The following is a 24559-nucleotide window of genomic DNA, read 5'->3' on the forward strand; positions in this document are numbered from 1 at the left end:
GCTGAAGCTAAATATCCGAAAACTGAAAAACTTGGGCTTGACCATAAGCCATAAGGTAGGTTATGACCTTTCACCAACGGGTAGAGCATTCATTAAAAGGCTTTAACTGTTTAATAGCTGTCTTATATATTTAAATACTTTGGAAAGCATTAAGTTTATGTAACTTGTTATAAGTTGTCCCCATTATGAAAATTCAATCGTTATTAGGGTAGAATTAAATTTAAAGACATGAAAGAATTTGCATTAATTTTCAGACTAAAAAACATTGCTGATTTTCAACCATCTCCCGAGCAGATGCAGGAGAGAATGAACTGGCTGGCAGGAATAGCAGCTCAGAACAAATTGGTGGACAAAGGTAATACGTTATTACCTGTTCCCGAAAGTGCCAAAACTGTAAGACAGGATAATATGGTAACCGACGGTCCTTATACCGAAATCAAGGAATTTATTAGCGGCTACATTGTAGTTCAAACAAATACCATTGATGAGGCCGTAGAAATGGCCAAAGAAAATCCAATATTTAAAATTGGGGGGAGCATCGAAATTAGAGAGGTTCTAAAGCGTAGTTAGCATTGAGCAGCGCCAACTCACATAATGAACTGCTACCGCACCTGTTCCGACAGGAATATGCTAAGATGACGGCTGTCCTTTGCCGTCATTTTGGCTTGGTGCATATTGAAATTGCAGAAGATATTGCCAGTGATACGTTTCTGAAAGCATCAGAACATTGGGCTATCAACGGCGTACCGGAAAATCCGACAGCCTGGCTTTACCTGGTGGCAAAGAATAAGACAAAGGACTATTTCAAGCACATTGCCATTTTTCAAACTCAGGTAAAAGATGCCGTTAAACCGGACGAAATCGAGGTAAACAAAGATTTTGAATTTAATACCCAAATTATTGCCGACAGCCAGTTAGCTATGATTTTTGCAGTTTGCAACCCTGCCAATTCAAGGGAGGCACAGATTAGTCTGGCACTTCAAATTCTATGTGGTTTTAGTGTCGAAGAAATTGCCAATGCTTTTTTGACAAAAAAAGAAACCGTTAAAAAGCGTTTACATAGAGCAAGGACCCAACTTCGGAATGACAATTTCAAAATTAAAGCCCTAAGTGAACTAGAGATTCAATCTAGATTGGACACTGTTCTGAAAATGCTGTACCTACTATTCAACGAGGGGTATTTCTCCAGCACCGGCAACCAGACAGTCAGAAAAGAACTTTGTTCGGAAGCCGTGAGGTTAATGCTCGTGCTTACCGAAAATCCTTTGACCAATGTACCTCGTGTAAATGCCCTTTTGGCATTGATGTGTTTTCAAAGCTCAAGATTGGATGCTAGGACAGGAGCTGATGGCGAAGCTATACTTTTTGACAATCAGGATAAAAAGCTGTGGGACCAATCCCTAATTGACAGAGGTAATTATTATTTAGTGAATGCCTGTTGTGGCACTGATGTATCTAAGTATCATATAGAGGCTGGAATTGCCTATTGGCATACTACATCTACCAATGATAACAAATGGAAGCATATTCTACAATTATACAATCAGCTCCTCTTTATTGAGTATTCACCTATTACTGCCCTGAACAGGGCATTTGCATTCTCTAAAATTCATGGTTTTAAAAAAGCAATCAATGAAGTAGAAAAACTAGATCTATCGGAGAGCAATTATTTTTATGAATTACTAGGTTATCTATATTCCAGTACAGACCTCGACATTGCCGTTCAACATTATACTACAGCTATTAAATTGACAAAATCGCCAACAGAACAAAAGACAATAAAATTGGAAATAGAAAGGTTGCAGAAAATGAAAAAAATATCATAGATCAATGTTTTTAATTCACTTTGGAATCAACCTTACCTATGCCAATACTTGGCTTCTTGCCTTTCCAGTTATTTTTTGTGCTCTGAGTGCTGTTCTTCAATTGCAACATCAGGTTCCGGATAAAATTCTAAGCTTAATCCATTTGCTTTAACAACGGGCTAATACCTTAGTCCAGAAATATGAAGGACTTAATATACTTTCGCTTCGACTAAAAGAGCTTGTATCTTCTATGATTTCAATTTCTTATCTTAGTGTAATGAGAAACCCAAACGAATGGTTGGAGCTGGATGGTCGCAAGGCACCCGTCCACTATGTCTGCGGTTATCTTCCGAGGTCGCAGGGCTATGACCCGATATCGGAGAGTATCCTGAGCTTAAAGAAGAACTACCGTCCCGCGGTCAACGTCTGGTTGGGCTTCATGTATGACGATTTCGGAAAGCTTGAGCATGATTTGAAAGATATAATGGTGCGGGCGCTGGGACATAATGAACAGCGTGCAACATTTGCTTCAGAGAAGGAACAGCCCCTCGCATATTTATGCCATAGGACGGCCCGAGCATCTAGGATCCGTTATCCTTTTGATATGATCAAGAAGCTACATGAAACACCAGAGTTGAAATATCTTTCCAAGGAAGATAGATGGGATGCCTTAAAGGATACCTTTCAGGTTTGCTATGGTTACAACAGAAGGACATTTAGGCGATTTTGGTTTATAGACGATGTCATCACCACCGGGGCAACTGCAAGAGCAGTGTGGAAGGCCTTATTGAAGGACTATCCGGATATAGACTTTAGGGTATATGCCCTTGCTCGTACCGTTTACGATCCAACTTTCAATAAAGAGTTGGAAGAAGATAAAGCGTATCAGGAAATGAGGGATTTTTATTACCCAACCGTTCGTGAAGAAGGCCAGCCATATTTAAGCAACTTCAACGGTGTGCTCAAACTGCCTATGCCCAGCTTCAATAATGAAGGAACATTCTTTATTTGAAAAAGACATAATGTTAAGTTATGTTGTGCTCAAATCAAAAAGATAGGCTTCCATAATTGTCGCCGTATGTTCCCTGAACGAACTTTTCTTTCAATAAAACAGCTTGAGCTAACCTCTCGACAGAGGTGTTATGTCAGGACAAACTTCAATGAGTAAATATTATCATGAGCTTGTGCATAAATGTGAAAACACTAAATAGAAATACCTCTTATTGCTGAGATACCCTTAACTTATTGCCATAATGCCCCTATTTATTCTCTTTGAAATTCTCCCATTTCACTTTCTTTGCCAATTCAAAGATCTCATCCTCGTTCGAAGAATATGAAAAGGCTCCGTCCAGACCCAAATCATATGTAAACGGCATTTCAATGAGTGTAAGTTTCTTACAACTTTCTTCATCTATCGGGCAAAATGCGCCATCAGGTTCTTCATGAAGATGGAAATCGCCTTGAATTACCTTGCAGTGTTCGCAATGATTAGCCCAATAAGTACTATCCGCCATTTTTGAATACCCTAACTTATAGAACTGAAATTCCTTATGAATAAAATTGGCAACATCCGGTTCTATAAAAGCCAGAGAATAGACAAATGATTTTGAATCTACAGGATGAAAGGCAGGCTCATCTGTGTCGTCATCATCATTATATTTATAAAAATTGTCAGAATAAAGAGATATAACAGTAGTTTCTTTGGAGCATTTCCAGCATTCTCTTTTGTTAAGTCCCAAATAGTATGGGGCTTTGAGGATAATACTGATATCTTTTATATTAATCCATTTCAAAAAATCATTGAAATGCTTGTGGTCTGGAATATACCACGTTTTAGAAGCGTTATCCCAAAAGGCACCAACAGCCTTTGCGGTATCTTTTTCTGAGTAGGGAACATTAATTTTATAGGGCATAGTTTTAATGATAGTTGTTATCCATTAAATTAGGTATTCATTTTTAAAAACCTATTTCAATATTTCCTTTACATTGACTTAAGTGAACAATATCTGTTACCCTTAATCTCGTATTTTATAATTTTATATTATTACAATATTTTGTGTGCCTAAATATAACATTTAGGCACACAAAATATTGTAACTCATTTAATTAAAATCTCTGGCGTGACGCCTATTGTGGATCAGATTTTTTCAATAAGGTCGACGCTAAGATTTAATTTGCCGCTTTCATACCTATTGATGGTTTTGCTGCCCTTGATAACTCAATTAATGTCGTATTATGTTTTGCAATCCTTTGCCGATAATAAATTTAGATATTATTTAAAAAATGATAAATTTTTGAGGTGGATAATTCTTAGAATAAAAACAATATCAAGGAAATACCCGAAGATAACTATTAAAGCTCAAATGCTTCTACCGTTGATTTCGAATCATCCTCCTTAATATAAGTATTGTATCTCTTTTGATAGAACTCCAAATTTCGTGTTACTTTCTTATAATGATACAAGGGCTGGCCTTCCAATTTGTCAATAATATCTTCTAGACCTTTGCGGCTAATTATTACCCTCCATCCAAAACCGGCCTCAGAATCATGATGACCACTTTTATTAGCAGTGTCTCCTAATTTCCAAAATATTGATTCGATTACAGAATCGCCAGATGAGTTATCCCAACGAAAATTACCTTGCTCCACATTGTAAGTAAGACCTAGGTCGTAGGCGACTAGAGGGTTGATCGCAAGCCAATTTGCGACTGGAAGAGTGCTAAAACAGTTGTTATAAATTACAATACCTTGCTGATTTATTTCAGGATAATCCCTAATGAGTTCCTCTGTTGTCGATGGGAATATGCTAAAGATACTTTGAGGAACTGCCTGATCGGTATCTACAAAAGCTTGACGAATTTCCAATGCTTTACCATGTCCCATACCCTGAAGAAGTGTTCTTTCTGCTAATATGAAATATTCGCCATCGAATGAAGGAATAACAGAAGAGACGTACTTTTCATTAATTTCATGAGCCCACTTTCGATCAGCAGATGGTGCCGAGCCTGATGATTTTAAAATTGAGGATATAAAAGGAGGCATCTCAACCGTTTTAATCTGATATAGAACAGAATCAAAATGGGGTAGTAACCCAACCACATCTTTAAAATTTAAATGCCCCAAATCGCAAAGCTCCATGATAACTTTACCCAAGCCGTCAAATACTTTTTGCACTTGAGGACGGCTGTAAGGAATCTGAAGGTCAAGCACTGTTTCATATAAATTTCTTAGTTCCGGCTCACCAATCGTTGCACACCATTTAGGAAATTGAGTGTCGTTTCCAATTTCACGGATACGGTAGGCGATATTATACTCATGAAAGCCCGTAAGTTTAGCCAATATTTTTATTTCATACTTTATAATCTGGGTGAATATTAAAGGATCAGTAGTTTCTTTGAGATATCCGTCTAAACTAATATTTTCGAAAGCTTTTTTTGAAAGGTCAACAAGACCGCTTTGTGGGGATAGTTCCAAAGTATAATTCAAAGGGAGGTCTTTTGCTTGAATATTCCTTACGGGTGTTATTTGAGCTAAATTTAAAAGATCAGAGGCTAAAACCACAACGTCAGCCCTTTCATTATTCACCAATGAGACAATTTCATCAAGAAACATATCAGTGAATGCCCTACTTTTTTCACCCAGACCGTGTAGGAAGTGTAGAAATTTAATCGTAAATCCCTCGTCAAATAAGCGACGAAGTAGAGTGTGTATTAATGATTTTAGTTTTTTGTTTTCAGTAATTAGTATTGGGAAAATAATGTAATCAAACTGGCTTGGTGTGGTAATTAAAAAAAATAACAAATCGGTCAATAATAACTCATCATTATCATTACCAATGATGTCAAGTTCATACAAAGGCATATCATTGGTGAATAGCTGATCACGGAAAAGATTGATTTCTTGATAAATCATATCCATATTAACTTCTTCACCAAATAGAAATAAAATCTGGTCCAAATCACTTATAATAGATTCTCTAGCTCCAATGCTTAAATTTGGTAGTGCATCTGTGAAATCTTTAAGTGCTGATGATTTAACTGCAGTATCCGAACATAATTCTTGCAGCTTTTGATAAGCTGGAATCTTCCCTTTTTCGTAGTAATCGTCGCCCCATTGACAATATCGGGAGCTGGTTATGGTACGTTCAAGTAGTTCTTGTGCAAGTTTTGTCTTGCCACTAGATTGAAGAGCATCAACGATTCGGATGATCTGTTTTGTGTCAATATCTAAATTAAAATCGGAAATGATTTTGAATAAAGATACTTCGTCAGCTCCGGGAATTACCTTAATCAATATTTCTGTCCAATTAAAATAGCTGTGCTCCGCCGTTTCACCACGAAGTTTTATAAAATCATCTATATTCTTTACCTGCTCAAGTACTGTTTCAAGTTCTAGAATACGATTATCATTAAGGTGCAAATTTTCTGAACTACCTCTTTCACGATTCTTAAATTCCGGCTTATGGAGAATATCAACCGCCTCTGGTGCAATACCATGTTCCACGCAAAGGTTTTTTATAGCCAATAAATATTTAGTACGAACCTCAGCAACAGCAAAAATTTTTATTCCTTTTACTAATGCCTGTACTTCCTCTTGAGGGGGTTGTTGGGTGAAAAAAGTGGTTATTAACGAACGCCGTGTACTATGGGCACTATCCATTGTAATAACCATCTGTGTAAAAAGCTTCATCAAAAGATTTGACCAACCAGAATTTCGCTGAAGGAGATAAACCAAGATTATTTCCAATCCGTCCAGCAATGGTACCAATTGGTGAAAAAGAAGGTGTTCAAAAACCCTGTACCCATTACCAAATGGCAATGCCATTTTCAATATATCACGTGCAGGCGTATGTGATGAAGAATTCACCTTATTTCTTATGCTTATTAACCTATCAAAGTAAAACTGGACTCCAGTTTCATCAACTGGAGGATGCTTTTCCATCCAACGAACCATTTGTTCCACTTGACGATCTTCTTCAGGACCCATGCCTAGACTATGCGCCATTAACTTTGATATACCGGCCTCTACTTTTTCTATCATCCCAAGCTTTGCCCATAATCGAGTTTGACGCGCACTGTCATCTATAATTTTTTGGAGGTAACCTGTACTATAAATAGTTTCTTCAAGCCAAACCAAAGTGCGCTTGCACCAGTCAGCATCAACTTTACGCTCTATAACCCATCTTACAATGTTTTGAATTGTTTCATCGCTCCAAAACCTTTTATTTGACTTCCACTCACTAGTTAATTTTTCAAGAAGTTCGATTGTAGTTTGTGGTGAGATGCTTAGACTGGAGCTCAGCACCTGTTTCAAAAAAAGTCCCTTATTGGCAATAATGTCGTAATCGTACAAAGGAGAGTCGTAGGAATGATGAAACATCCCAAATAACTTTTCTAATCCTCCAAAGAATTCTGCCGAAGCTTCAGGGTAACCATGATGATACCATGCATGAGCCTGTCCCATCCTCGCAAATGCTAAGAGGAAGGTTTTTTCAGTAGGCTTGTCACTTATAGGTAAAAAGTTTATAATGGGCAGAGAGAAATTTTTGGTGATTGTGTAATAAAGCCGCGTGTAATTGAATACATAATTTGCCATGCTTCCTATCTGGAAATGGGGGATTCGCTTTTTTATCTCAGCTGGGGTTTCCAGTTTTTCAAATGCGATTTTACCTCTATCTAAGTCGTTCAACACCAAGGTAAATATTGATGCGTATGAGAGCAAGTAGGAGTTATGTCCCTTAGGCGAGCATTTATTAAAGAATTCCAATGCCCTTCTTTTTAATCCTTGAGGAATAAATCGCTTGTGAATGATGTCAGAATAAAAATAAAACTTATCGTATTTATCTAAATTTTCCTCTGCGAATATATCTAATTCAATAAGTGTTTCATATTTATCATTTTCGAGTAAGTATTCTTTTAAAGACAAAATAACCTCAGGAATAACTTGTTTATCAGGTCCGCTTCCATGCTCTTCACTGATCTGCAGATTTTGAAGCCGGATGATGAATTCACATATCGGCTGGAAAATACTTGCTGCATTTGCCCAAACTTTTATTAACTCAACCTCGTCTATCTCAGTATGGTTTTGTGAGTTGTAACGCCTTCTGGATAATGATTGTTGTCCTACAAACAGATGAATGGGAGTGGCCCGTTCAAATAGTTCCTTAGCGATTTCTTTATATCCGTTATTCGCAAGCAAAACGGAAAACTCCAGTGCAGCAGTTTGAGATACAAGTAGCTTTGCTGGATCAAAGACAAAAGAACTTGCGAGATCTAATCTTTCTGCCGCAAGAAAAATATCATAATAGTTTCCAAATGGAAAATTTGAAGCCCGCTGATCAATTTCTAATAAAGCAAAAAAACAGATAATTACCATTTGATTATTGCCCTGTTGTACGCCAGCATGAAGCGCCAGCTTAATATCTTCGCGGATAATTTGAACATTACGGAAGGCGAACCACTGCTCACGGAAAAAGGCCTGTGATGTCGAGTCCGTTATCTGTTGAAATTTTCCGGCATTGAACCAATGGTAAATCAGATTAAACCTGTATGAACTTACATTATTTACTATTGCATCTGCGATTTCCGAATGAAATGCAGAATGAGTCACAGGGTCAAACTTTGCTGAAAAACGATTTTTTGCGGATTCCCTTATTAGGAATTCCTTGAAACTATTATGAAAGAATTGCCAAATATTTTCAGATTTATAGAAATAATATTCTGAAACTTTGTTGATTCGTTCAGCGTCAGCATTTTTAATACTGAAGTCCCCCAAAAGTTCAAGCTCAAAATATGGATACCTGAAGCGTGCAATTAATCCCAAAATATGTATAAATTCGTCTAAGGATTTATGCTTATCCCAAAATTTTTGATACTCTATCTCAATATCACCGCTAAAATCCTTTTCTGAAATAATTGCAGAGTAATTCTTCAAGTCTGCAGCTCTTAATTCTTCAATCGTATAGCGTAGAAATAGTGGATGGCCTTTCGTATTTTGTTGTAAGTCGTCTAGTTGGTGTCCGGATAAGCTAATTGAATGAGAAAGAGCTAATTCATTAATTTGTTCTTTTGCCAAAGCATTTATCGTAACAATGCTATCGTTTTTAGTTAAGTCCTGTCTTATCTCAAAACTTAAGTCTTCCAATTGGGTAACTGTACGGCTGCCTAATACAAAGTATATATTCTCAGGTATAACTTTTGGCGAAGGCAAAACTTCAATCAAGCTTTTTGTCACTTGTTGCTCTCTGTTTATGTGGTCTAAACCGTCAACGATTATGAATACCTTTTCATTGTTCCGTCCAAGTTTGGCTAATTCTTCACCTAAATGCACTTGAAGATCAAGTAAGTCATTTTCAGGAAGGCGATCTTGCAAAACAGAACGACTTTCCCGTATTTGAACTAGCAAATCGTGAAGAAAATAACTTGCTTCTCCACGATAACCATATTCATAACTCATTTCAACGTTTGTATATGCATAGTATTTAAGTACCCTATGCGCACTTCCAGTCAACCATTTGGTCAATAAGGTCGATTTTCCCGACCCTGCATTACCCACTAGAGCAATGTAACCTTTTCCTTTACGTTCTATGACCGATGCCAACTGCATCAAAGTCGTGTTTATAGGCTGGTAGTGTTTTTCATCGACAAAAAATGCATGTTGAAACCGCGTTTCAAATTGATCCTTTAGACTAAATTCAGCGAGAAACTGCTTCCGGTCATAGTGTACATTACCTTTTTTTGCAACTATCCGTGCGATACCATCAGTAATTCTATTAATATGTGCAGATCGTTTTGATTGTGTGTAGCTATCGTAAACAAATTGATTAGTCTTGTAATTGAAAACAAATTTTAGGTCAACGATAAATGAAATAAGTTCATCTGGCGTTGCATTGATCTGACTAACCAGTTCATCAAATACCACCTGCCAAACTTTGGGAATTGATATTGAATTATAGATTCCTTTTTGTATTGGAGTCCAAAAATTCACAATGAAATTTTCAAACGATGGTTTTTTTTTGCCTACATAAGCCTTGATCTGGTCATTTGCCGAAATATCCTGTGTTGTAATAAAGCGAGCGTCAATCTTTTTATTATGATATTTAGACTTAAAGGACTTCCATCCCTTAAATAACCCTTGAAAAATACTTTGCGTTTCTGAATTAACGAAGTCATGATAACTGAAATTTGAATTGGATATCTGTTTGACTTGAAATGCTATTACCTTATCTTCCACGCCTAATAGTACATCATCCAGCTTTCCCGCTGTGTTACTCGCAAATTCCACCCATTCTAAATTACTTTCAAGCAAATGATTATAAATTTCTGTTGCGAAGATTTCGTATTGAAAAAAAAAGCCCGCTAAAGCGGAGACTTCTCCTGGTGTTTTTTGCAATGACATAGTTTATTAGATACTAAATTTGAAACTAAATATATAATATTTTGGAGAATTTAAGTTATACATTACACGAATAGCTATTAATATCTTTAACAGATGAACATGTTGGAGGTAAATTATACAACAGATTCAAAGCAATTAGCGTATGATTCAATCAGACCTTTTAGGTATAGTCTGGAAACACCACTTGGGCTAAGTGATTGAGGATGAACTAGCTTAAATGTGTGGATTTACATTTAAACTTATTTTATTATAATCTCTGGCTTGACGCCTATTGCGGAGCAGATTTTTTCAATCAGGTCGGCGCTAAGATTTAATTTGCCGCTTTCATACCTGCTGATTGTATTTGTACCTTTGACGCCAATTCTGTTGGCCAGCTCCTGCATCGTTATACCTTCTTTTACCCGTGCCGCTTTCAAAGCTGTAGCAATTTGAATCTTAAAGCTCATGTTCAAAAATACTTTTTTAAAAGGGATAAAAAAATAGAATTAGAAACTATTGTATAGTACATTATAATGTACTATATTTACAATATAGCGCGTTCTCACTTTCATACCCGACATAATTAGAATTTGAACAACCCTATTGATTGGGCCACCTAGTTTCTAACTTTGTAATAGGGGAGGCAGCGATAGCCAGTTCCCCTATTTTTTAGCTTTTTGTGAAAGGGGGACAGCGATGGAGGAGAAGAAAAATAATGGGGCATTGACCCCAAGTCAGGCTAGGGCAATATTACAAAAGCACGGCACTATTGTGACAGAGGAAGAGGCGGAGGTTATGCTGGCTACCATCAGGTACATGGTGAAGTTGATTGTTGAGCAACAGCTCAGGGAGGATTAACGTGGATTTGTACCTTTATAAGATGATCCGATCCTGCAAAAAATTATAAATCAAGATTAAACCTTTCGTTATGAAGAAAGCATATCTATACATACGTGTAAGTACGGACGAACAGGCCGAGACAGGCTATTCTCAAAGAAACCAGGAAGAGTCCTTAACAAGATATTGCGCGATAAATTCAATTGAAATACTAAAAGTTATCTATGAGGACCATTCCGCAAAATCATTCCAACGACCCGAATGGAAAAAGTTGCTGGTTCTGATAAAAAAGAACAAAGGAAAGAACAACACACTGGTGCTCTTTACTAAATGGGACAGGTTCAGTAGGAATGCAGGGGACTCGTACCAGATGATAAACCTGCTTTCACGGATGGGTGCAGAACCGCAGGCAATTGAACAGCCTTTGGACCTGTCCGTCCCCGAGAATAAGATGATGCTAGCCTTTTACCTCGCCTCACCTGAAGTGGAGAACGACCGCAGGGCATTGAATGTATTCCATGGAATGAGACGGGCAAAGAAAGAAGGGCGCTGGATGGGTACTGCACCGATAGGCTATAAGAACTGCATCGATGAAAGTAACCGACGCAAGTATATAGCTGCCGATGAAAAAATAGGACCGGTCATGATTTGGGTTTTTGAGCAACTGGCTGCAAACATTTTTAATACACAGCAAATTTTCAAAGTGGCCAAAGAGAGGGGACTTAAATGCGGCAAGAGCAACTTTTGGGTTGCAATCAGAAACCCCATTTATTGCGGAAAGATATTTGTTCCGCCCTTAAAAGAGGAGAGTGGCCATTTTGTGACCGGTCAGCATGTCCCGTTAATTTCAGAAACTCTTTTTTACCAATGCCAAGAGGTGCTGGATGGTAGGAAACGCAATACCAGCAATAATCCCAAAATCACAAGTGATGAAATGCTACCCCTTCGGGGCTTCCTAGGATGTCCCGAATGCAGCAGACTGCTTACCGGTAGTGCATCAAAGGGTCGTAACCAACATTATTACTACTATCACTGCACAGGCTCGTGTGGCGTGCGGTTTAAAGCAGAATTGGTCAATACTGAATTTATCAACTACTTGAATAAATTCGTACCAAGACCTGGCGTACTGGAAATCTGCACTAAAGAGATAGTTGCCGAATTCAAATCGGAAAATTCAATGGTATTAAGGGAGCGCAATAGGTTGATTGAAGAGATTGACATGTGCAATAAGCGGTTGTCCAATGCAAGGATTCTCAGAGTAGAGGGGGAGCTTGATGAGGAAGATTTTAAGGCCTTAAAAGAAGATATTAATGACAGGATGAATTCAATGGAAGCTAATTTGGGACGGTTATCAGGAAAAAGCAAGGAGATAAGTCACATCATAGAGGAATCGCTGAAACAATTAGAAGAAATCAATAAGTTCTACGAAACCAGTACTTTAGAGCATAAACGGAATATAATTGGTTCGATGTTCCCTGAAAAACTCGTATTTGACGGAACACGACATCGAACCGCTCGAATCAATCGCGGAGTCGAGCTTATCTACCTGAAAACCAATAAATTAAATAGTAAAAAAAATGGGACAAATCAGTGTTTTTCTGACTTGTCCCATGAGGTGCTCCCAACTGGGCTCGAACCAGTGACCTGCAGATTATGAGTCTGACGCTCTAACCGACTGAGCTATAGGAGCGGGTTATTAATATTTATAGCTTATTTTTATCAGCTTTCCACAAAGATAACAAATTCCATTTTTATTATAAAACAATAATTGAAAGAACTATCAAAATATGGTATAGCATTTCTGTTTTTGCATCAAAGTTTAGCTTACCATTTTATCATCAATACTTATTCAAAGTATCAGAAGAAAGACAAGTTCGTGATAAAAGTTTAATGGAGTAAGGATATTTTTGAGAACCAATTTTATTTTTATAAAGCATACTTCGCTTAAGAGTAGCTTGATAAAGAAATTTCAGAATTCGTTATTACTTAAATTTTGCCCAATTATTGTCGGTATTATTTAATTTAAGCACATCTTTTAAGCTTTCCTTGTTACAGACAAATAGTATGGTTTTAGGTCTTTCATTAACAATTTTTGAATCCTGATCCGGGATTTTAGCGTTTATTTTTTCAAGATTTTCAGAACTTCTCGGATCAAAAATAGAAATCAATTTAATTATTCTGTCTTTAACGTCCCGGGTGTAGGTGTATATATGCACATATTTATTATAATCACTAGAATCAGTTTTTGTTTCTTTGCCATATACACCTTTGATATTCAGATATAGTTTATTTAATCTTTCAGGTTTTAGATATGTCTCCGCATTAATTATTTTCAATTTCCCGTCTTTTGAAGCAATTGCATTAAGGGTTGAAAAATTAATACTGTCAAATTTAGCTACTATATTATTATTTGATGATTTTTTTATTTGAAATTCAACCCAGCCATTGTCAAAATCACTAATTTCTACATATTGATTATTATTTGAAATTTTTAAATTTTCGTCTTTATTTGCATTTCTATAAAAATCTTCCGTATTGAAGGTGTTAAAATCAAGTTTTTTTAGATCAATTATATTTTTTTGATATTCTTGATTATTCGTTAGACAGGAACAGAAAAAGATCATGTAAAAATACACAGCGAGATATTTCATAATAAATATATTTTAAATCGTTATTTTAATCGTTTTGCATATGTTTCTGGGTTTAGTTGGATTTGAAATTTGGATCATGCATTTTCCATGATCATTTTTGGATATTATCTCTTTCTTAGTGTTTGCGAAGAATTAAGTGATTGATTTTGTTAAAACAAGGATGCTATTACAGCAAAAACAACTACCAATATGATCACGGGTAAAATCATGCTTAGAATAGCTTTCCATATACTGAAGTTATTAACTGTAGCTATTCCTAAGACCATAAATATGGCGATATTTATGCCAACAAATCCATTTATTGTCATCAAAAATATTTTAAAGATTGTTTGGGACCAACTTTCATTATTTACCCAGAATGATATACTGAAAAAGGAAATACCATATATCAGAGATCCGATGATATACAATAGTAATACGATTATCCCTGGTATGGATGAATAGGCAATAACGCGGAGAATATCTGCTGCACTTGCTACACCTTTTAGCCATCTCGCAGTACCAGCTAAGATGTAAGCAAACATTATGTAAAAAAGTAAGCTAATGCCCGACCCAAAAATTACAACTTTGAAGAAAAGTTCTGTCCAACTTTCAATATTGAGTTTACCCGAGGATATTCTTCCAAATTGACTTCCTAATAGCGCTAGGTAAAGTAGAAGCCAAGCATACTTATTATACCAGTGCTCTTGTGTAAATCTAAAGAACCACTTAGGTCTTGTATATAAATTCGTGATAATAAATTTAAAATCTTGATTTTCGGGAAGGTCTATATTCATGTTGTCATATATGGTTGATCAAATTTAATTATTTAATTAATCCATGCAAATTTATTTTTCGTTTGTTTAAAAATTTGGTTGATTCCGTATTTACATATGCTTATTCCTGGAAATTTATCATGTATGTGCGGATGGGGATAGTAATGTGGTAGAATCAAATTATTGAATTTTAGAAAGGTAAGATTTTGCTTTTAAACCTGAGAGTAATTTGTGGGTATTAAAAATGTATTGTTAATTTTAGAAATAGTATTTGCATATTGAGGATCGGACACCAATTTTTTCCATTCAGGATCAGCAATGAAATCAACCCATCCCTTATTACGTTCCTCCATATTTTTACAGGTGATCAAATAGGTGAGACGAGGTAACCTGTCGCCTGCAATCACTTCACCACAGAATACCGGATTTAATTTTGCTCTTTTGAAGATAGGAAATTCGCCATCATGAAACATTTTAATTTTTCTTTTTACAGCATCTTCACTGTAGCCTTCATATGTTCTTAGCTCAAATATCCGCGATTTATCGGATGGAATAGTGATTTTAGGCCAACCTTCGAAGGCAATCATTAAGGAAGATTTAAAACGATCATATAGCGCTTTGTCTTCGGGAATACTGTTATATGTAGCGCTATTTTCAATGTAATCTGCATCCATTTTTACTTTTGTATTGACGGATAGGTAATTGTCAAGAGAAGAGTAAGGGGTTAATAAGTAAAATTTGGCAGGCTCAGATGGAACCAATTCTTTGAATACACCAACTGCTTTTACACCATATTTATTCAGTGCGGGAATAAGGGCAGATTTAAAATAATTGTCCAGTTGTTGCTGGTCAGAACCGAATCGTATTTCGTATTCACGCCATTCATATATTTCCTGCTCAGTTGCATTATTATCGGCTCCTATTACTGGAATTATCGTTGTTGCTAAACCTGCAGTTAGTGAAGATTGAAGAAATTTTCTGCGTTTCATACTGGTCAATGGTTTTATAATAAATGATTTAGATAGAATAAATATATAAATTTAATCCTATTTTCTATAAGGCCGTTCTAATAAATAATCAGAAGTTTAGTGTGTGGAAACTTTTTTTGAAGATGGTTTTTACCTCAAACAGAAATCTTATTTATGAAAATAAGCTCATCATAGAGATAAAAGGCAATTTTGGTTAATATATTTTTATCAACTGCTTGTACTAGAGAATGAAAATAAATATGTTGGGTAAGTTACAGGTCTTTGGCAAGCATTCCTATAGACACTTATTTTTGCTTATGCCTGAAGCTAATTATGTCTTGGCAATATTCCATAGTGGTGAGACCTACAAGTGAAGGATACCTTTATGCTTTAATTAGTTTTTATAAAGCTTTGGTTTTGTGCTAAAGATTCTCCAATACAGAAAAAAACTTTTTGGTCTTAAGTAGTTGAAATTTATGTATCCATCATGAAAGTACAGGATAGTAGCCTCTTATTTATTTAATACATTTAATACTTATAAGTATCCCATTATGAATTCAAACCGTGCTATTTTAAGTTTCTTAATGCTTATTTTTTGCTTTTGTGAGATCAATGCGCAAAATAAATTAAGTGATAAGTTTAATCAAGTGAGCCCATTAACATCTGCATATGTTTATCCTACTCGTATCATATGGAAAGAGGGAAATGTGATACATGCTACAAATTTATTAAAGAGGGGTAATGGTCAGGCAAATTTATACAACCCCAATACTGTTGTATTTAAAAATGAAAATAATCAAATAGGGACTAGCATATTATTAGACTTTGGTATTCAGATGAATGCATCTATTGAAATTATCACAGGCATGTGGGGGGGGCAATAATTTACCGAAAAATGTTCGTATACGTTTCGGGGAATCAGTTAGTGAAGCAATGTCCGAAATTGGCGTTATGGGTGCTACTAATGACCATGCAATACGAGATTTTATGATGCAAGTACCGTGGCTTGGTCGCAATCGATCTGGTGAATCTGGTTTCAGATTTGTACGTATTGATTTTTTAGAACCTAATGCTGAATTACATTTGCGAGAAGTAAGGGCTATAGCTACCTTTCGAGATATTCCTTACCTAGGGAGCTTTAAAAGCAGTGATGAAAGACTTAATAAAATATGGGAAGTAGGTGCATACACTGTACATGTTAATATGCAAGACTATTTATGGGATGGTATAAAAAGGGATCGTTTAGTTTGGGTAGGAGATCTTCACCCTGAAGTATCTACTGTCAATACCGTATTTGGGTATAACGAAGTTGTCCCCAGAAGTTTAGATCTTGCGAGAGAATCGACACCGCTACCCAATTGGATGTCTGGACATAGTAGTTATTCGATGTGGTGGATTATCTTGCAATATGATTGGTATATGAATTATGGGAATTTAGGATATTTAAAGGAGCAGCAACCTTATTTACAAGGATTGGTTGAGCAAATTACTGGGAAGGTTATTAATGGAAAAGAACGGATGGATGGCGCTCGATTTTTAGATTGGCCATCAAGTGAGGATAGTGTTGCTGTACATGCAGGTCTTCAAGCACTAACTATAAGATCATTGGAGAATGCATCGGCTCTCTTTCAGATATTAGGTGATGATAGTTCAAAAAATAGATGTGACGAAACAGTTGCGCAGATGCGAAAATATATTCCGCCACTCCATCATTCAAAACAAGCCGCTGCATTGATGTCATTAGTCGGATTAATCGATGCAAAAAAAGCGTATACAGAGGTAGTATCTATAGGAGGGGCGAAAAATTTTTCAACCTTTTACGGTTATTACATGCTCGAAGCAATGGCGAAAGCAGGAAAGTATCAAGAAGCTATGGAAATTATCTCGACCTATTGGGGTGCTATGCTGGATCTAGGAGCGACAACATTTTGGGAAGATTTTAATATGGATTGGTTGCCCAATGCCAGTCGTATTGATGAGCTTGTACCAGAAGGAAAATCGGATATACATGCAGATTTTGGAGCTTACTGTTATAAAGGTTTTCGTCATAGCTTAGCACATGGCTGGGCTTCAGGACCAACAGCATGGTTGTCTGAGCATGTATTAGGAATTAAAGTAGCGCAACCAGGTGGAAGGGCATATACTGTTAAACCTAATTTAGGCGATCTTAATTGGGCAGAAGGAATATTTCCCACACCTTATGGGCAGATATATGTTAAGCATGTGAAAGAACATGGGCGTATCAAAACAGTGATCAAAGCACCTAAAGAAGTTAAAATAATACAACCATGAGGCGAAAAAAAGGATTGTATTTTGTTAAATAATACGACAAGATGTTTCTTGAAGTGTAGAAATGTGCACAGCAATCAGAATATGATCATCACCCTGCTCAATTGCTATGTGGATACCTGGAGTGGAGAATCCACGTTAAGATTTAGGCAATCAAAATTGTGGATGTTTTATAGTAACACAACTTTTATCCAAAACCGCAATAAAAGTTGTGTGCTATAGATTATCAATTATGGTATAAAAAAGCAATCTATGAATTTTGTTTTTCAACCCAACTGATAAAAAGAACCTTTGTTCTCAATATTCATCTTATTCATTTATATAATTCAGCGCAAAATTCAACCAATCTCCAACTGTATCATCTAAATACACATCAGGCTGAATTCCTATGTTGTCAATTGGATATTGAGGAAGTCTTGCTGAACGATAAGTTGGTAGGTATAGTGTATAATTCTCGCAACCAAACTTAAACTCTCTTATCGAACCATAATCCAACACTCCCATTGAAGGTGTTCCCAAAATTTTCACCTTTTTACTTTGACGTGCTGAAAATAAAAAATTCTCTCCGGCACTTGCTACATTTTTATTTGCTAAAATAATTATTTGTTTAGGTGCTTCAGATTTTAATGCTATCGTATCAATCGTCACTTTTTTACCATCATATAATATAAATTTGCCCAAATTATCTTTATATTCTTTTAGTCCATCTTCAATTTGGCTAATTGCTTTTAAAGAGTCTTTATGGACGTTTTGCATCGCATAATCTCGCAAGCCATTAATAACCGTATTCGTAGACAAAAATTCGACATTCATTATTCGCAAAGGATTTGTTAAAATATACGGTAGTAGAGGCTGATAAACATCATCAGTACCACCAAAATTATCTCTTATATCAATAATCAGTGCTTTAGATTTTTCAATTTTCTTTTGATTTAGTTTTATGAGCTCCTGTACAGGGGTAATATTGTCATATTTAAAACTTTGGATTTTTATATAAAAAACATTTGATGCTAACAACTTTCCATCTACCTCTTTTTCTTTCGGTTTTGATTCTCCCAAATTTTCGTTTTCATTCTTGTTTTTTATACTTGTTTGGATATAAATATGCTCGTCTTTAAAAAAAGAAACATAGTCATTTAACACCTTAATACAGTTGATATTAGCAGTAGTATCGGATTTTGCAATAACTAAAGCTTTATGATTATTGTATAAATCGAATTTTTCATCAGTTTTTTGCTTAAAACCTGGATAATCAACTTCTATTTTAGTTATTAAACGTTCTAATGCCATTTGACAATTGCATTCATTTTGAGCAAAAGATATATTTATAATACAAATTATAAAATAGGAAATTAATGGTATTCTTTTCTTCATGCGATATTAATTATTTAGTTTGTTGATGTCATTTTTTTTATTGAGGTTATAATCGATACTGCTAACGTTCGTCTTTCTGAAAATTTTAATTTATATAATCAAATGTACAAAATTATGAAAATCATAGCAGCTACTTAATCGGATTGATTTGTATCTTTTGATTTAGGAATTTGCAGATCCAGTGTCGTTATTAGAGATTCTAAAATTCCTTGATTGCCGTATTTGTCACAACAGATCTTTAAATCAGAGGTCCGTCAACTATGTCCTGTATATGATAGTCCTGAAGCGCCTTAAATGCTCCAAATCGCGCATCCCATTATTCGGATCTTCTTTTAACGTTGTTCGTACCTTCTTTTAACACGCTTTTAATTTCTCCCATAGTTGTACAGTACCTGCACCGTCCTTTTCCTTGTGCATGGACGGTGCAAGGGTGGTGCAAGTACGGTGTAGTTACGACTTTTGTTAAAAGCGGGGTACTATCATGTAACCTAATGGTGCAAAAGAGGTATTTATATCTTGCGGTAAATCTAAGTTGTTTTATTGTCTGATGGTGCTTAACTTCATATGTTGAACCTATATAAACCGATATCAGGCTATATTTAACGTTATCATGACACGTTGCTTCTGTATTTCCAGCAAATTAAAACAAACTATTTTAAGGAATTAACGTTATGGCACCAGCGAATGGAAACAAAAGCCAAGTAAGAACGAATAAAAACCACATATGTAAACTGTTTTAAACTGTAATGATAAGGAAGAAACTGTCAAAAATCAGAAGGGATTTAATCTCTTTACTATTCTGGTTATTTTGATAGCTAATCTTTAATTTGAATAATTATTTCACAGACATGAGATATTATTTATATTTTTAGTATTATAATCTGTAAAGAGAACATGGCAAAACAAATTAAGGCGTTAAAATGTCCACATTGTGGTAGTGTTAAGAAGCAGAATATTAAAGAAGACCATTATATCTGCAACAATTGTGGCACTGAGTACTTTTTGGATAATGACGATATTAACGTTAATGTAAAGCATCAATACGGCGACGGAAGATTTAATGGACTAGATCCGAAAACCAAAAAGTATCTATTTTTTGTTGTAGCTGGCATTTTGTTTTTTTTAATTTTTAGCAGTATTATCAGAACCTGTGGAAACAAAAGTGGAGGTATTTCGACTTTAGTCTCTTCCGACGATTCACCTAAGAAAAAGGAATATGTAGATCGAATCAAGGAATATTTAGCATTTACAGCATATAATAGTAAAAATCCGATGTTTCTTTTTATTATTAATCGTAGCAAAGATGCTTTTTCTCGGGAAGGTGCTGAATATTTTGCACGCTTTTATGATCCATTAAAAGAGAAAATAGTTAATGATATCCCACTTCCAGGATGGAAAGATGATTTTTATATACAAACTCGGGTTTTTAGCGATGGTGGATTTTATATCTGTGCTGATAAGAGCAATAAGGTATATAAAATTGATCCGGCAAAAAATGAAGTCATAGATGTAACGAATACCTTTTTTGGTGATGTTCCTGAATTTTCTTCTGGTATAGCTACTTTAAAATTTACACAAGATCGGGAAGGAGATGGTTTTAATATCATGACCAACGATGGGAAGGAATACTACTACTACCCTTTAGTTCGAAAAATCTATAAAGATCATATGCAGAGACGTGAGGCCGGTACAGGGCTTGCCAGCCTGTTGCCAGGCGCGAGAACGTCAGTTTATTATACATTTTCCGAAAAAAGCAGTGATTATCCAGAAGAGAAAATCCAATTGATAAAATATTGGTATAAAAACAATTCCGGTTATCCGATTATGCTTCCTTATAGTTATCAAGTGAGTTGGCAGAAGGTGTATCAATATCCAAAGAAGTCTGGTATTTATTACGGTTCATTTCCATATACAAAGAAATTGGTGAAAGAACCTCGGATTACAAAATTTGTTGATCTCACACCAGATCGTCTATATTTTAAAGCTGATATCGGATACCAAGATAGTACGAGTTTGTATATTACAGGATTGCCAGATGCCAATCCTGAAGGTCATACCTATATTCAGAAAATCGATACCGAAAGTGGGAAAATCATTTGGACATATACACCCAAAAGCGATAATTACGCTGTTGAAAGTGATATGTACGGTTATACTGGAGGAGTTGTTTTTAGTTATTACGATAGATCGGGGGCTTCCAGTTCCAATCGGATCATCATTATAGCTAATGATGGTACAGTACTGAAAGATATAGACAGAGACGAAATATTTAAAAGATAGAACATGGGACTATTTAATTTTTTTAAGAGGCAAATAGCCACGGTTATAGAATGGCAACCACAGGATCAAAACGTATTGATATGGCGGTATCGGGCGGCTACAGACGAAATAAAAAATGCAAGTAAATTGATTATTTCTCCGGGACAGGGATGTGTTCTTGTTTATGAAGGCAGGATTACAGATGTGATCGACGAGGACGGGGTATACAACATCCGCACAGATAATCATCCATTTATCACTTCTCTGCTCAAAGTCGCACAGTTGTTTGAAAGTGAGCATAAAATGGGACTTTACTATTATCGTAAAGCTGAAGTTCTGAATCAGGGCTGGGGTACAGCTTCACCGATCAAGTATTTTGACGACTATTATAAGATTCCTATTCAGCTCTCAGCTTATGGTAATTTTTCATATCGACTCAAAGATCCGGCGAAGTTTTTTTCCAACTATGTCGGTTCACAGGATAACTATACTACCGAGTCTTTTCGTGAAGTCGTGCAGTCTCGAATTCTTCAAGTCTTAACTTCTAGTTTTGCGAAAGAAAAATTAGCTTTTACGGAGATAGATGCAGAGATTGATCGCTTGTCTAGCGATATGAAAGAACAGCTCCTAAAGGATCTAGAAACATTCGGCGTTCAGCTACATGATTTCAGGATTGAGGGTAATTCTTTTGATCAGGATACTCAAGATCGTATTGGAAAGATTGCTGATATTACTGCTGACAGCCATGCGGCGACTGAAGGTGGTCTTACCTATGTTGAGTTGGAAAAACTCCGTGCGTTGCGTGACGCTGCTAAAAACGAAGGCGGTTTAGCGGGAGCAGGAGTGGGATTGGGAGCAGGTATGAGCTTAGGAAAAGTATTTAGTAATTCAATTGATGAAGTTACACAGCCTGTGGCGGGTGTAGATCCTATGGAGCAATTAAGAAAGTTAAAACTGCTGCTCGACGAAAATATCATTACGCAGGAAGAATTTGATCAGAAGAAAAAAGAGTATTTAAATAAATTTTAGCCGATGAAACATCTCATTACATTTCTATTTGTAGCGTCATTACTCGTATTGGGATTTGTCGCCCTGAATTATATCTGGAAGTGGTTCCCGATAGATTATACTGGACTCGTAAAAGTGTTTATATCTATATTGGTGGTTATTTTCATTGGGACAGGGCTTGCAATGGTCTTTAGTGCTGGATATGCAAGAAAAGATAATCAGCGGGATGTAGGAAAAAAAGATTAATCTTATTTCATAGAAATGAACTTAAGTGTTGATCATAAATATGCTTAGAAGAGCTTCATCTTCAAAATTATTTTAATCAAAGTAAGAATGCTCAATAAGAGTAAGATTTCCGTGTGATATAAAAAACGTATAACAGTCGTTTATTATTGTAAAATAAAAATCAAAGTGGAATTAATGAACGCGAGGACGTAAAAGAAATTACTGCGCAATGCCAAATTGGAAATAATACCACCATTCAACTGCTTAAGAAATTGAATTTTGCAGAAGTCAATAGTAAATATTCGATGTTTCTCTAGGTTTTTCCTACGTGTGGTGTTTAGTGATCTTGTGTAAACTAATTCCGATTATTGGCAATATATTCCATATAGATAACACCTGTGTTTGATGTTATCATAAAAGACCCTCTATAAATCAACGCACTATACAAATACTTGTAGCGAATCATATCCTTTACTTCACGTGTAATTATTTGTTAATTAAAGCAGTAATAATTATCTTGGTGAAGGGTATTTTATGTTGCTTTAGATATTAAGCATTAGATTATGATTTTTAAAAGAGCAGTGAAAATTCTTGCTATTATATTTGTTTTCATCACTATCGTCACACCATTATTTTCACAACGAAAATTTGATATACAGGGTACTGGAAAACAAATACTGGATGGAGAAATAATATATTTAAGCTATAGAAATGAAGGGCGATATATTTTGGATTCCACATTTGTTAAGAATAATAGTTTTAAGTTTGAAGGAATTATAGAAAATATACCTATTCGGGCTTCTTTATATCGGAATCAGAATCCTACGCACAATTATGATTTTATTTACGATCGGTTAAGCTTATACCTCGAAGAGGGAATAATTTCTGTTCAAAGTATGGATTCGTTAAATAATGCGCGTATAAGTGGAACTGCTGTCAATAACACGTTTCAACTATTACAGGAAAGATTAGCTCTTTTGGAAAAAGAACGACTTTCAATAAAAGATCCAGATTACTTTAGCGAAGAAGAAAGGAAAGATACTGCTTTAGTAAATAAGAATAGGAGTTTACTGGAAGCTAATTATTATAAACAATTTGATGTTCAACTAGCATTTGCCAAAGAATTTTCTAACTCCTATGTCAGCCTAGATCTTGTGAACAACATAGCCAGGAATAATAAATACAATCATTTAGCGGAAGAGGTATTTAATTTATTATCTGATAGTCTACTGCAATTGCCAAAGGCTGCAGTAACAAAAGAGTCTTTTTTAAATAAAAACAAGGTTCGCATTGGATCTATTGCCCCTGAATTTGAAATGAACGATAGGTTTGGAAGAAATATTAAATTGTCAAATTACAGAGGTAAGTATTTATTGTTAGATTTTTGGGCATCGTGGTGTTTACCCTGTAGGCAAGAACATCCAAACTTAATAGCGGTTTATGATGATTTTAAAGGAGCTAATTTTGATATTTTGAGCGTTTCTATAGATAGCAAAAAAGATAAGTGGCTAAATGCTATTATTGAAGATGGTTTAATATGGAGTCAAATTTCTGATCTTAAAGCTAGTAACGGCGAAGTTTACCAGAAGTACGGTATAGGTACTATACCTTGCAACTTTTTACTTGATCCCCAGGGAAAAGTGATTGCTAAGGATTTAAAAGGTCAAGATTTGACAGATAAAATAAAAGAAGTAGTAAATATACAAGCGAATATGCACTAATTATGTTTATAAATATAATTTTGCTTTTTGAAATTTGTTTACAGGATCGAGTGTCTCACTGTTTTTGTTTTCCATATTATTCATACAAGTAGATCTATTTAATTCATAGTTTAATGAAATCCATCTCAATAGGTCTTGCTTTTTACTTCCTTCTCTAGAAAATGATTATCTTTAAACTTGATATAACTCCAAAATTGAATATAGGGGAATAAGCAGGGCGGGGGTACCGTATATTTGCATAAAGCAATAGCGCTGTCAAAAATGAACCATGTGATTACTTCTATGAGCGCT

General features: G+C 35.5%; 18 protein-coding genes and 1 tRNA gene. 11 read left to right on the forward strand and 8 right to left on the reverse strand.

Annotation, left to right across the window (positions count from 1 at the left end):
* Positions 1-228 precede the first annotated feature (228 nt).
* The 3 genes from WH188_RS05235 (at position 229) to WH188_RS05245 (ending at position 2817) form a co-directional block, all read left to right on the forward strand.
* Positions 229-570 carry a YciI family protein gene (locus tag WH188_RS05235; RefSeq protein ID WP_339423457.1) on the forward strand — a complete coding sequence of 114 codons (342 nt, stop codon included), beginning with the start codon at positions 229-231 and terminating at the stop codon, positions 568-570.
* Positions 571-572: 2 nt separating this feature from the next.
* Positions 573-1826, forward strand: coding sequence for an RNA polymerase sigma factor (locus WH188_RS05240; protein WP_339423458.1), 1254 nt, complete (start codon positions 573-575; stop codon positions 1824-1826).
* A gap of 256 nt (positions 1827-2082) precedes the next feature.
* The gene (locus WH188_RS05245) at positions 2083-2817 is read left to right on the forward strand and encodes a ComF family protein (RefSeq protein WP_339423459.1); all 735 of its coding nucleotides are present in this window, start codon (positions 2083-2085) and stop codon (positions 2815-2817) included.
* A 247-nt stretch (positions 2818-3064) separates the two neighbouring features.
* On the opposite strand, the gene WH188_RS05250 is transcribed toward WH188_RS05245, so the two are convergent.
* The 3 genes from WH188_RS05250 to WH188_RS05260 form a co-directional block, all read right to left on the reverse strand.
* Positions 3065-3718 carry a DUF5710 domain-containing protein gene (locus tag WH188_RS05250; protein WP_339423460.1) on the reverse strand — a complete coding sequence of 218 codons (654 nt, stop codon included), beginning with the start codon at positions 3716-3718 and terminating at the stop codon, positions 3065-3067.
* Between the two features lie 439 nt (positions 3719-4157).
* Entirely contained in the window at positions 4158-10202 is a 6045-nt protein-coding gene (locus WH188_RS05255; protein WP_339423461.1) for an ATP-binding protein, read from the reverse strand.
* Between the two features lie 239 nt (positions 10203-10441).
* Entirely contained in the window at positions 10442-10648 is a 207-nt protein-coding gene (locus tag WH188_RS05260) for a helix-turn-helix domain-containing protein (RefSeq protein ID WP_339423462.1), read from the reverse strand.
* A gap of 229 nt (positions 10649-10877) precedes the next feature.
* On the opposite strand from WH188_RS05260, the gene WH188_RS05265 reads away from it, so the two are divergent.
* Together WH188_RS05265 and WH188_RS05270 are read left to right on the forward strand one after the other, a co-directional pair.
* Positions 10878-11039, forward strand: coding sequence for a hypothetical protein (locus WH188_RS05265; protein WP_339423463.1), 162 nt, complete (start codon positions 10878-10880; stop codon positions 11037-11039).
* A 70-nt stretch (positions 11040-11109) separates the two neighbouring features.
* A complete protein-coding gene (locus tag WH188_RS05270) occupies positions 11110-12675 on the forward strand; it encodes a recombinase family protein (RefSeq protein WP_339423527.1) in 1566 nt (521 codons plus the stop codon).
* Here WH188_RS05270 and WH188_RS05275 read toward each other — a convergent pair.
* From WH188_RS05275 to WH188_RS05290, 4 genes are all read right to left on the reverse strand, one after another.
* A tRNA-Ile gene (locus WH188_RS05275) sits at positions 12635-12708 on the reverse strand. The two genes, WH188_RS05270 and WH188_RS05275, sit on opposite strands and share 41 nt — an antisense overlap.
* Positions 12709-13000: 292 nt before the next feature.
* Positions 13001-13669: a hypothetical protein gene (locus WH188_RS05280; RefSeq protein WP_168126049.1), complete on the reverse strand. Its 669-nt coding sequence runs from the start codon at positions 13667-13669 to the stop codon at positions 13001-13003.
* A gap of 149 nt (positions 13670-13818) precedes the next feature.
* Positions 13819-14445 (reverse strand): YIP1 family protein, encoded by a 627-nt coding sequence (locus WH188_RS05285; RefSeq protein ID WP_168126050.1) that lies wholly within the window; start codon positions 14443-14445, stop codon positions 13819-13821.
* Positions 14446-14636: 191 nt separating this feature from the next.
* On the reverse strand, positions 14637-15413 hold the full coding sequence (locus WH188_RS05290; protein ID WP_168126051.1) for an NIPSNAP family protein: 777 nt from the start codon (positions 15411-15413) through the stop codon (positions 14637-14639).
* A 530-nt stretch (positions 15414-15943) separates the two neighbouring features.
* Here WH188_RS05290 and WH188_RS05295 point away from each other — a divergent pair.
* Complete coding sequence (locus tag WH188_RS05295) at positions 15944-16276, forward strand: hypothetical protein (RefSeq protein ID WP_206368180.1); 333 nt, start codon at positions 15944-15946, stop codon at positions 16274-16276.
* Positions 16233-17684, forward strand: coding sequence for an alpha-L-rhamnosidase-related protein (locus WH188_RS05300; RefSeq protein WP_339423464.1), 1452 nt, complete (start codon positions 16233-16235; stop codon positions 17682-17684). The genes WH188_RS05295 and WH188_RS05300 overlap by 44 nt, the downstream gene beginning before the upstream one ends.
* A 306-nt stretch (positions 17685-17990) precedes the next feature.
* Here WH188_RS05300 and WH188_RS05305 read toward each other — a convergent pair whose 3' ends face one another.
* The gene (locus WH188_RS05305; RefSeq protein ID WP_168126052.1) at positions 17991-19055 is read right to left on the reverse strand and encodes a S41 family peptidase; all 1065 of its coding nucleotides are present in this window, start codon (positions 19053-19055) and stop codon (positions 17991-17993) included.
* An 894-nt stretch (positions 19056-19949) separates the two neighbouring features.
* On the opposite strand from WH188_RS05305, the gene WH188_RS05310 reads away from it, so the two are divergent.
* The 4 genes from WH188_RS05310 (at position 19950) to WH188_RS05325 (ending at position 24268) form a co-directional block, all read left to right on the forward strand.
* Positions 19950-21335 (forward strand): hypothetical protein, encoded by a 1386-nt coding sequence (locus tag WH188_RS05310; RefSeq protein ID WP_168126053.1) that lies wholly within the window; start codon positions 19950-19952, stop codon positions 21333-21335.
* 3 nt (positions 21336-21338) lie between these two features.
* Positions 21339-22343 (forward strand): SPFH domain-containing protein, encoded by a 1005-nt coding sequence (locus WH188_RS05315; protein ID WP_168126054.1) that lies wholly within the window; start codon positions 21339-21341, stop codon positions 22341-22343.
* Positions 22344-22346: 3 nt separating this feature from the next.
* Entirely contained in the window at positions 22347-22568 is a 222-nt protein-coding gene (locus tag WH188_RS05320) for a hypothetical protein (RefSeq protein ID WP_132771399.1), read from the forward strand.
* A 542-nt stretch (positions 22569-23110) separates the two neighbouring features.
* Positions 23111-24268 carry a TlpA disulfide reductase family protein gene (locus WH188_RS05325; RefSeq protein ID WP_168126055.1) on the forward strand — a complete coding sequence of 386 codons (1158 nt, stop codon included), beginning with the start codon at positions 23111-23113 and terminating at the stop codon, positions 24266-24268.
* Positions 24269-24559: the final 291 nt, after the last annotated feature.

This window comes from Sphingobacterium sp. MYb388 (genome assembly GCF_037479535.1).
GTDB classification, from domain to species: domain Bacteria; phylum Bacteroidota; class Bacteroidia; order Sphingobacteriales; family Sphingobacteriaceae; genus Sphingobacterium; species Sphingobacterium anhuiense.

Excerpts from the sequence above, each read along its gene's own strand:
- WH188_RS05250 (WP_339423460.1), bottom strand. The coding sequence starts at position 3,718 with ATGCCCTATAAAATTAATGTTCCCTACTCAGAAAAAGATACCGCAAAG.
- WH188_RS05300 (WP_339423464.1), top strand. The coding sequence starts at position 16,233 with ATGCATCTATTGAAATTATCACAGGCATGTGGGGGGGGCAATAATTTA.
- WH188_RS05310 (WP_168126053.1), top strand. The coding sequence starts at position 19,950 with ATGGCAAAACAAATTAAGGCGTTAAAATGTCCACATTGTGGTAGTGTT.
- WH188_RS05265 (WP_339423463.1), top strand. The coding sequence starts at position 10,878 with ATGGAGGAGAAGAAAAATAATGGGGCATTGACCCCAAGTCAGGCTAGG.
- WH188_RS05235 (WP_339423457.1), top strand. The coding sequence starts at position 229 with ATGAAAGAATTTGCATTAATTTTCAGACTAAAAAACATTGCTGATTTT.
- WH188_RS05285 (WP_168126050.1), bottom strand. The coding sequence starts at position 14,445 with ATGAATATAGACCTTCCCGAAAATCAAGATTTTAAATTTATTATCACG.
- WH188_RS05325 (WP_168126055.1), top strand. The coding sequence starts at position 23,111 with ATGATTTTTAAAAGAGCAGTGAAAATTCTTGCTATTATATTTGTTTTC.
- WH188_RS05245 (WP_339423459.1), top strand. The coding sequence starts at position 2,083 with ATGAGAAACCCAAACGAATGGTTGGAGCTGGATGGTCGCAAGGCACCC.
- WH188_RS05315 (WP_168126054.1), top strand. The coding sequence starts at position 21,339 with ATGGGACTATTTAATTTTTTTAAGAGGCAAATAGCCACGGTTATAGAA.
- WH188_RS05295 (WP_206368180.1), top strand. The coding sequence starts at position 15,944 with ATGAATTCAAACCGTGCTATTTTAAGTTTCTTAATGCTTATTTTTTGC.
- WH188_RS05305 (WP_168126052.1), bottom strand. The coding sequence starts at position 19,055 with ATGAAGAAAAGAATACCATTAATTTCCTATTTTATAATTTGTATTATA.
- WH188_RS05320 (WP_132771399.1), top strand. The coding sequence starts at position 22,347 with ATGAAACATCTCATTACATTTCTATTTGTAGCGTCATTACTCGTATTG.
- WH188_RS05260 (WP_339423462.1), bottom strand. The coding sequence starts at position 10,648 with ATGAGCTTTAAGATTCAAATTGCTACAGCTTTGAAAGCGGCACGGGTA.
- WH188_RS05255 (WP_339423461.1), bottom strand. The coding sequence starts at position 10,202 with ATGTCATTGCAAAAAACACCAGGAGAAGTCTCCGCTTTAGCGGGCTTT.
- WH188_RS05270 (WP_339423527.1), top strand. The coding sequence starts at position 11,110 with ATGAAGAAAGCATATCTATACATACGTGTAAGTACGGACGAACAGGCC.
- WH188_RS05280 (WP_168126049.1), bottom strand. The coding sequence starts at position 13,669 with ATGAAATATCTCGCTGTGTATTTTTACATGATCTTTTTCTGTTCCTGT.
- WH188_RS05290 (WP_168126051.1), bottom strand. The coding sequence starts at position 15,413 with ATGAAACGCAGAAAATTTCTTCAATCTTCACTAACTGCAGGTTTAGCA.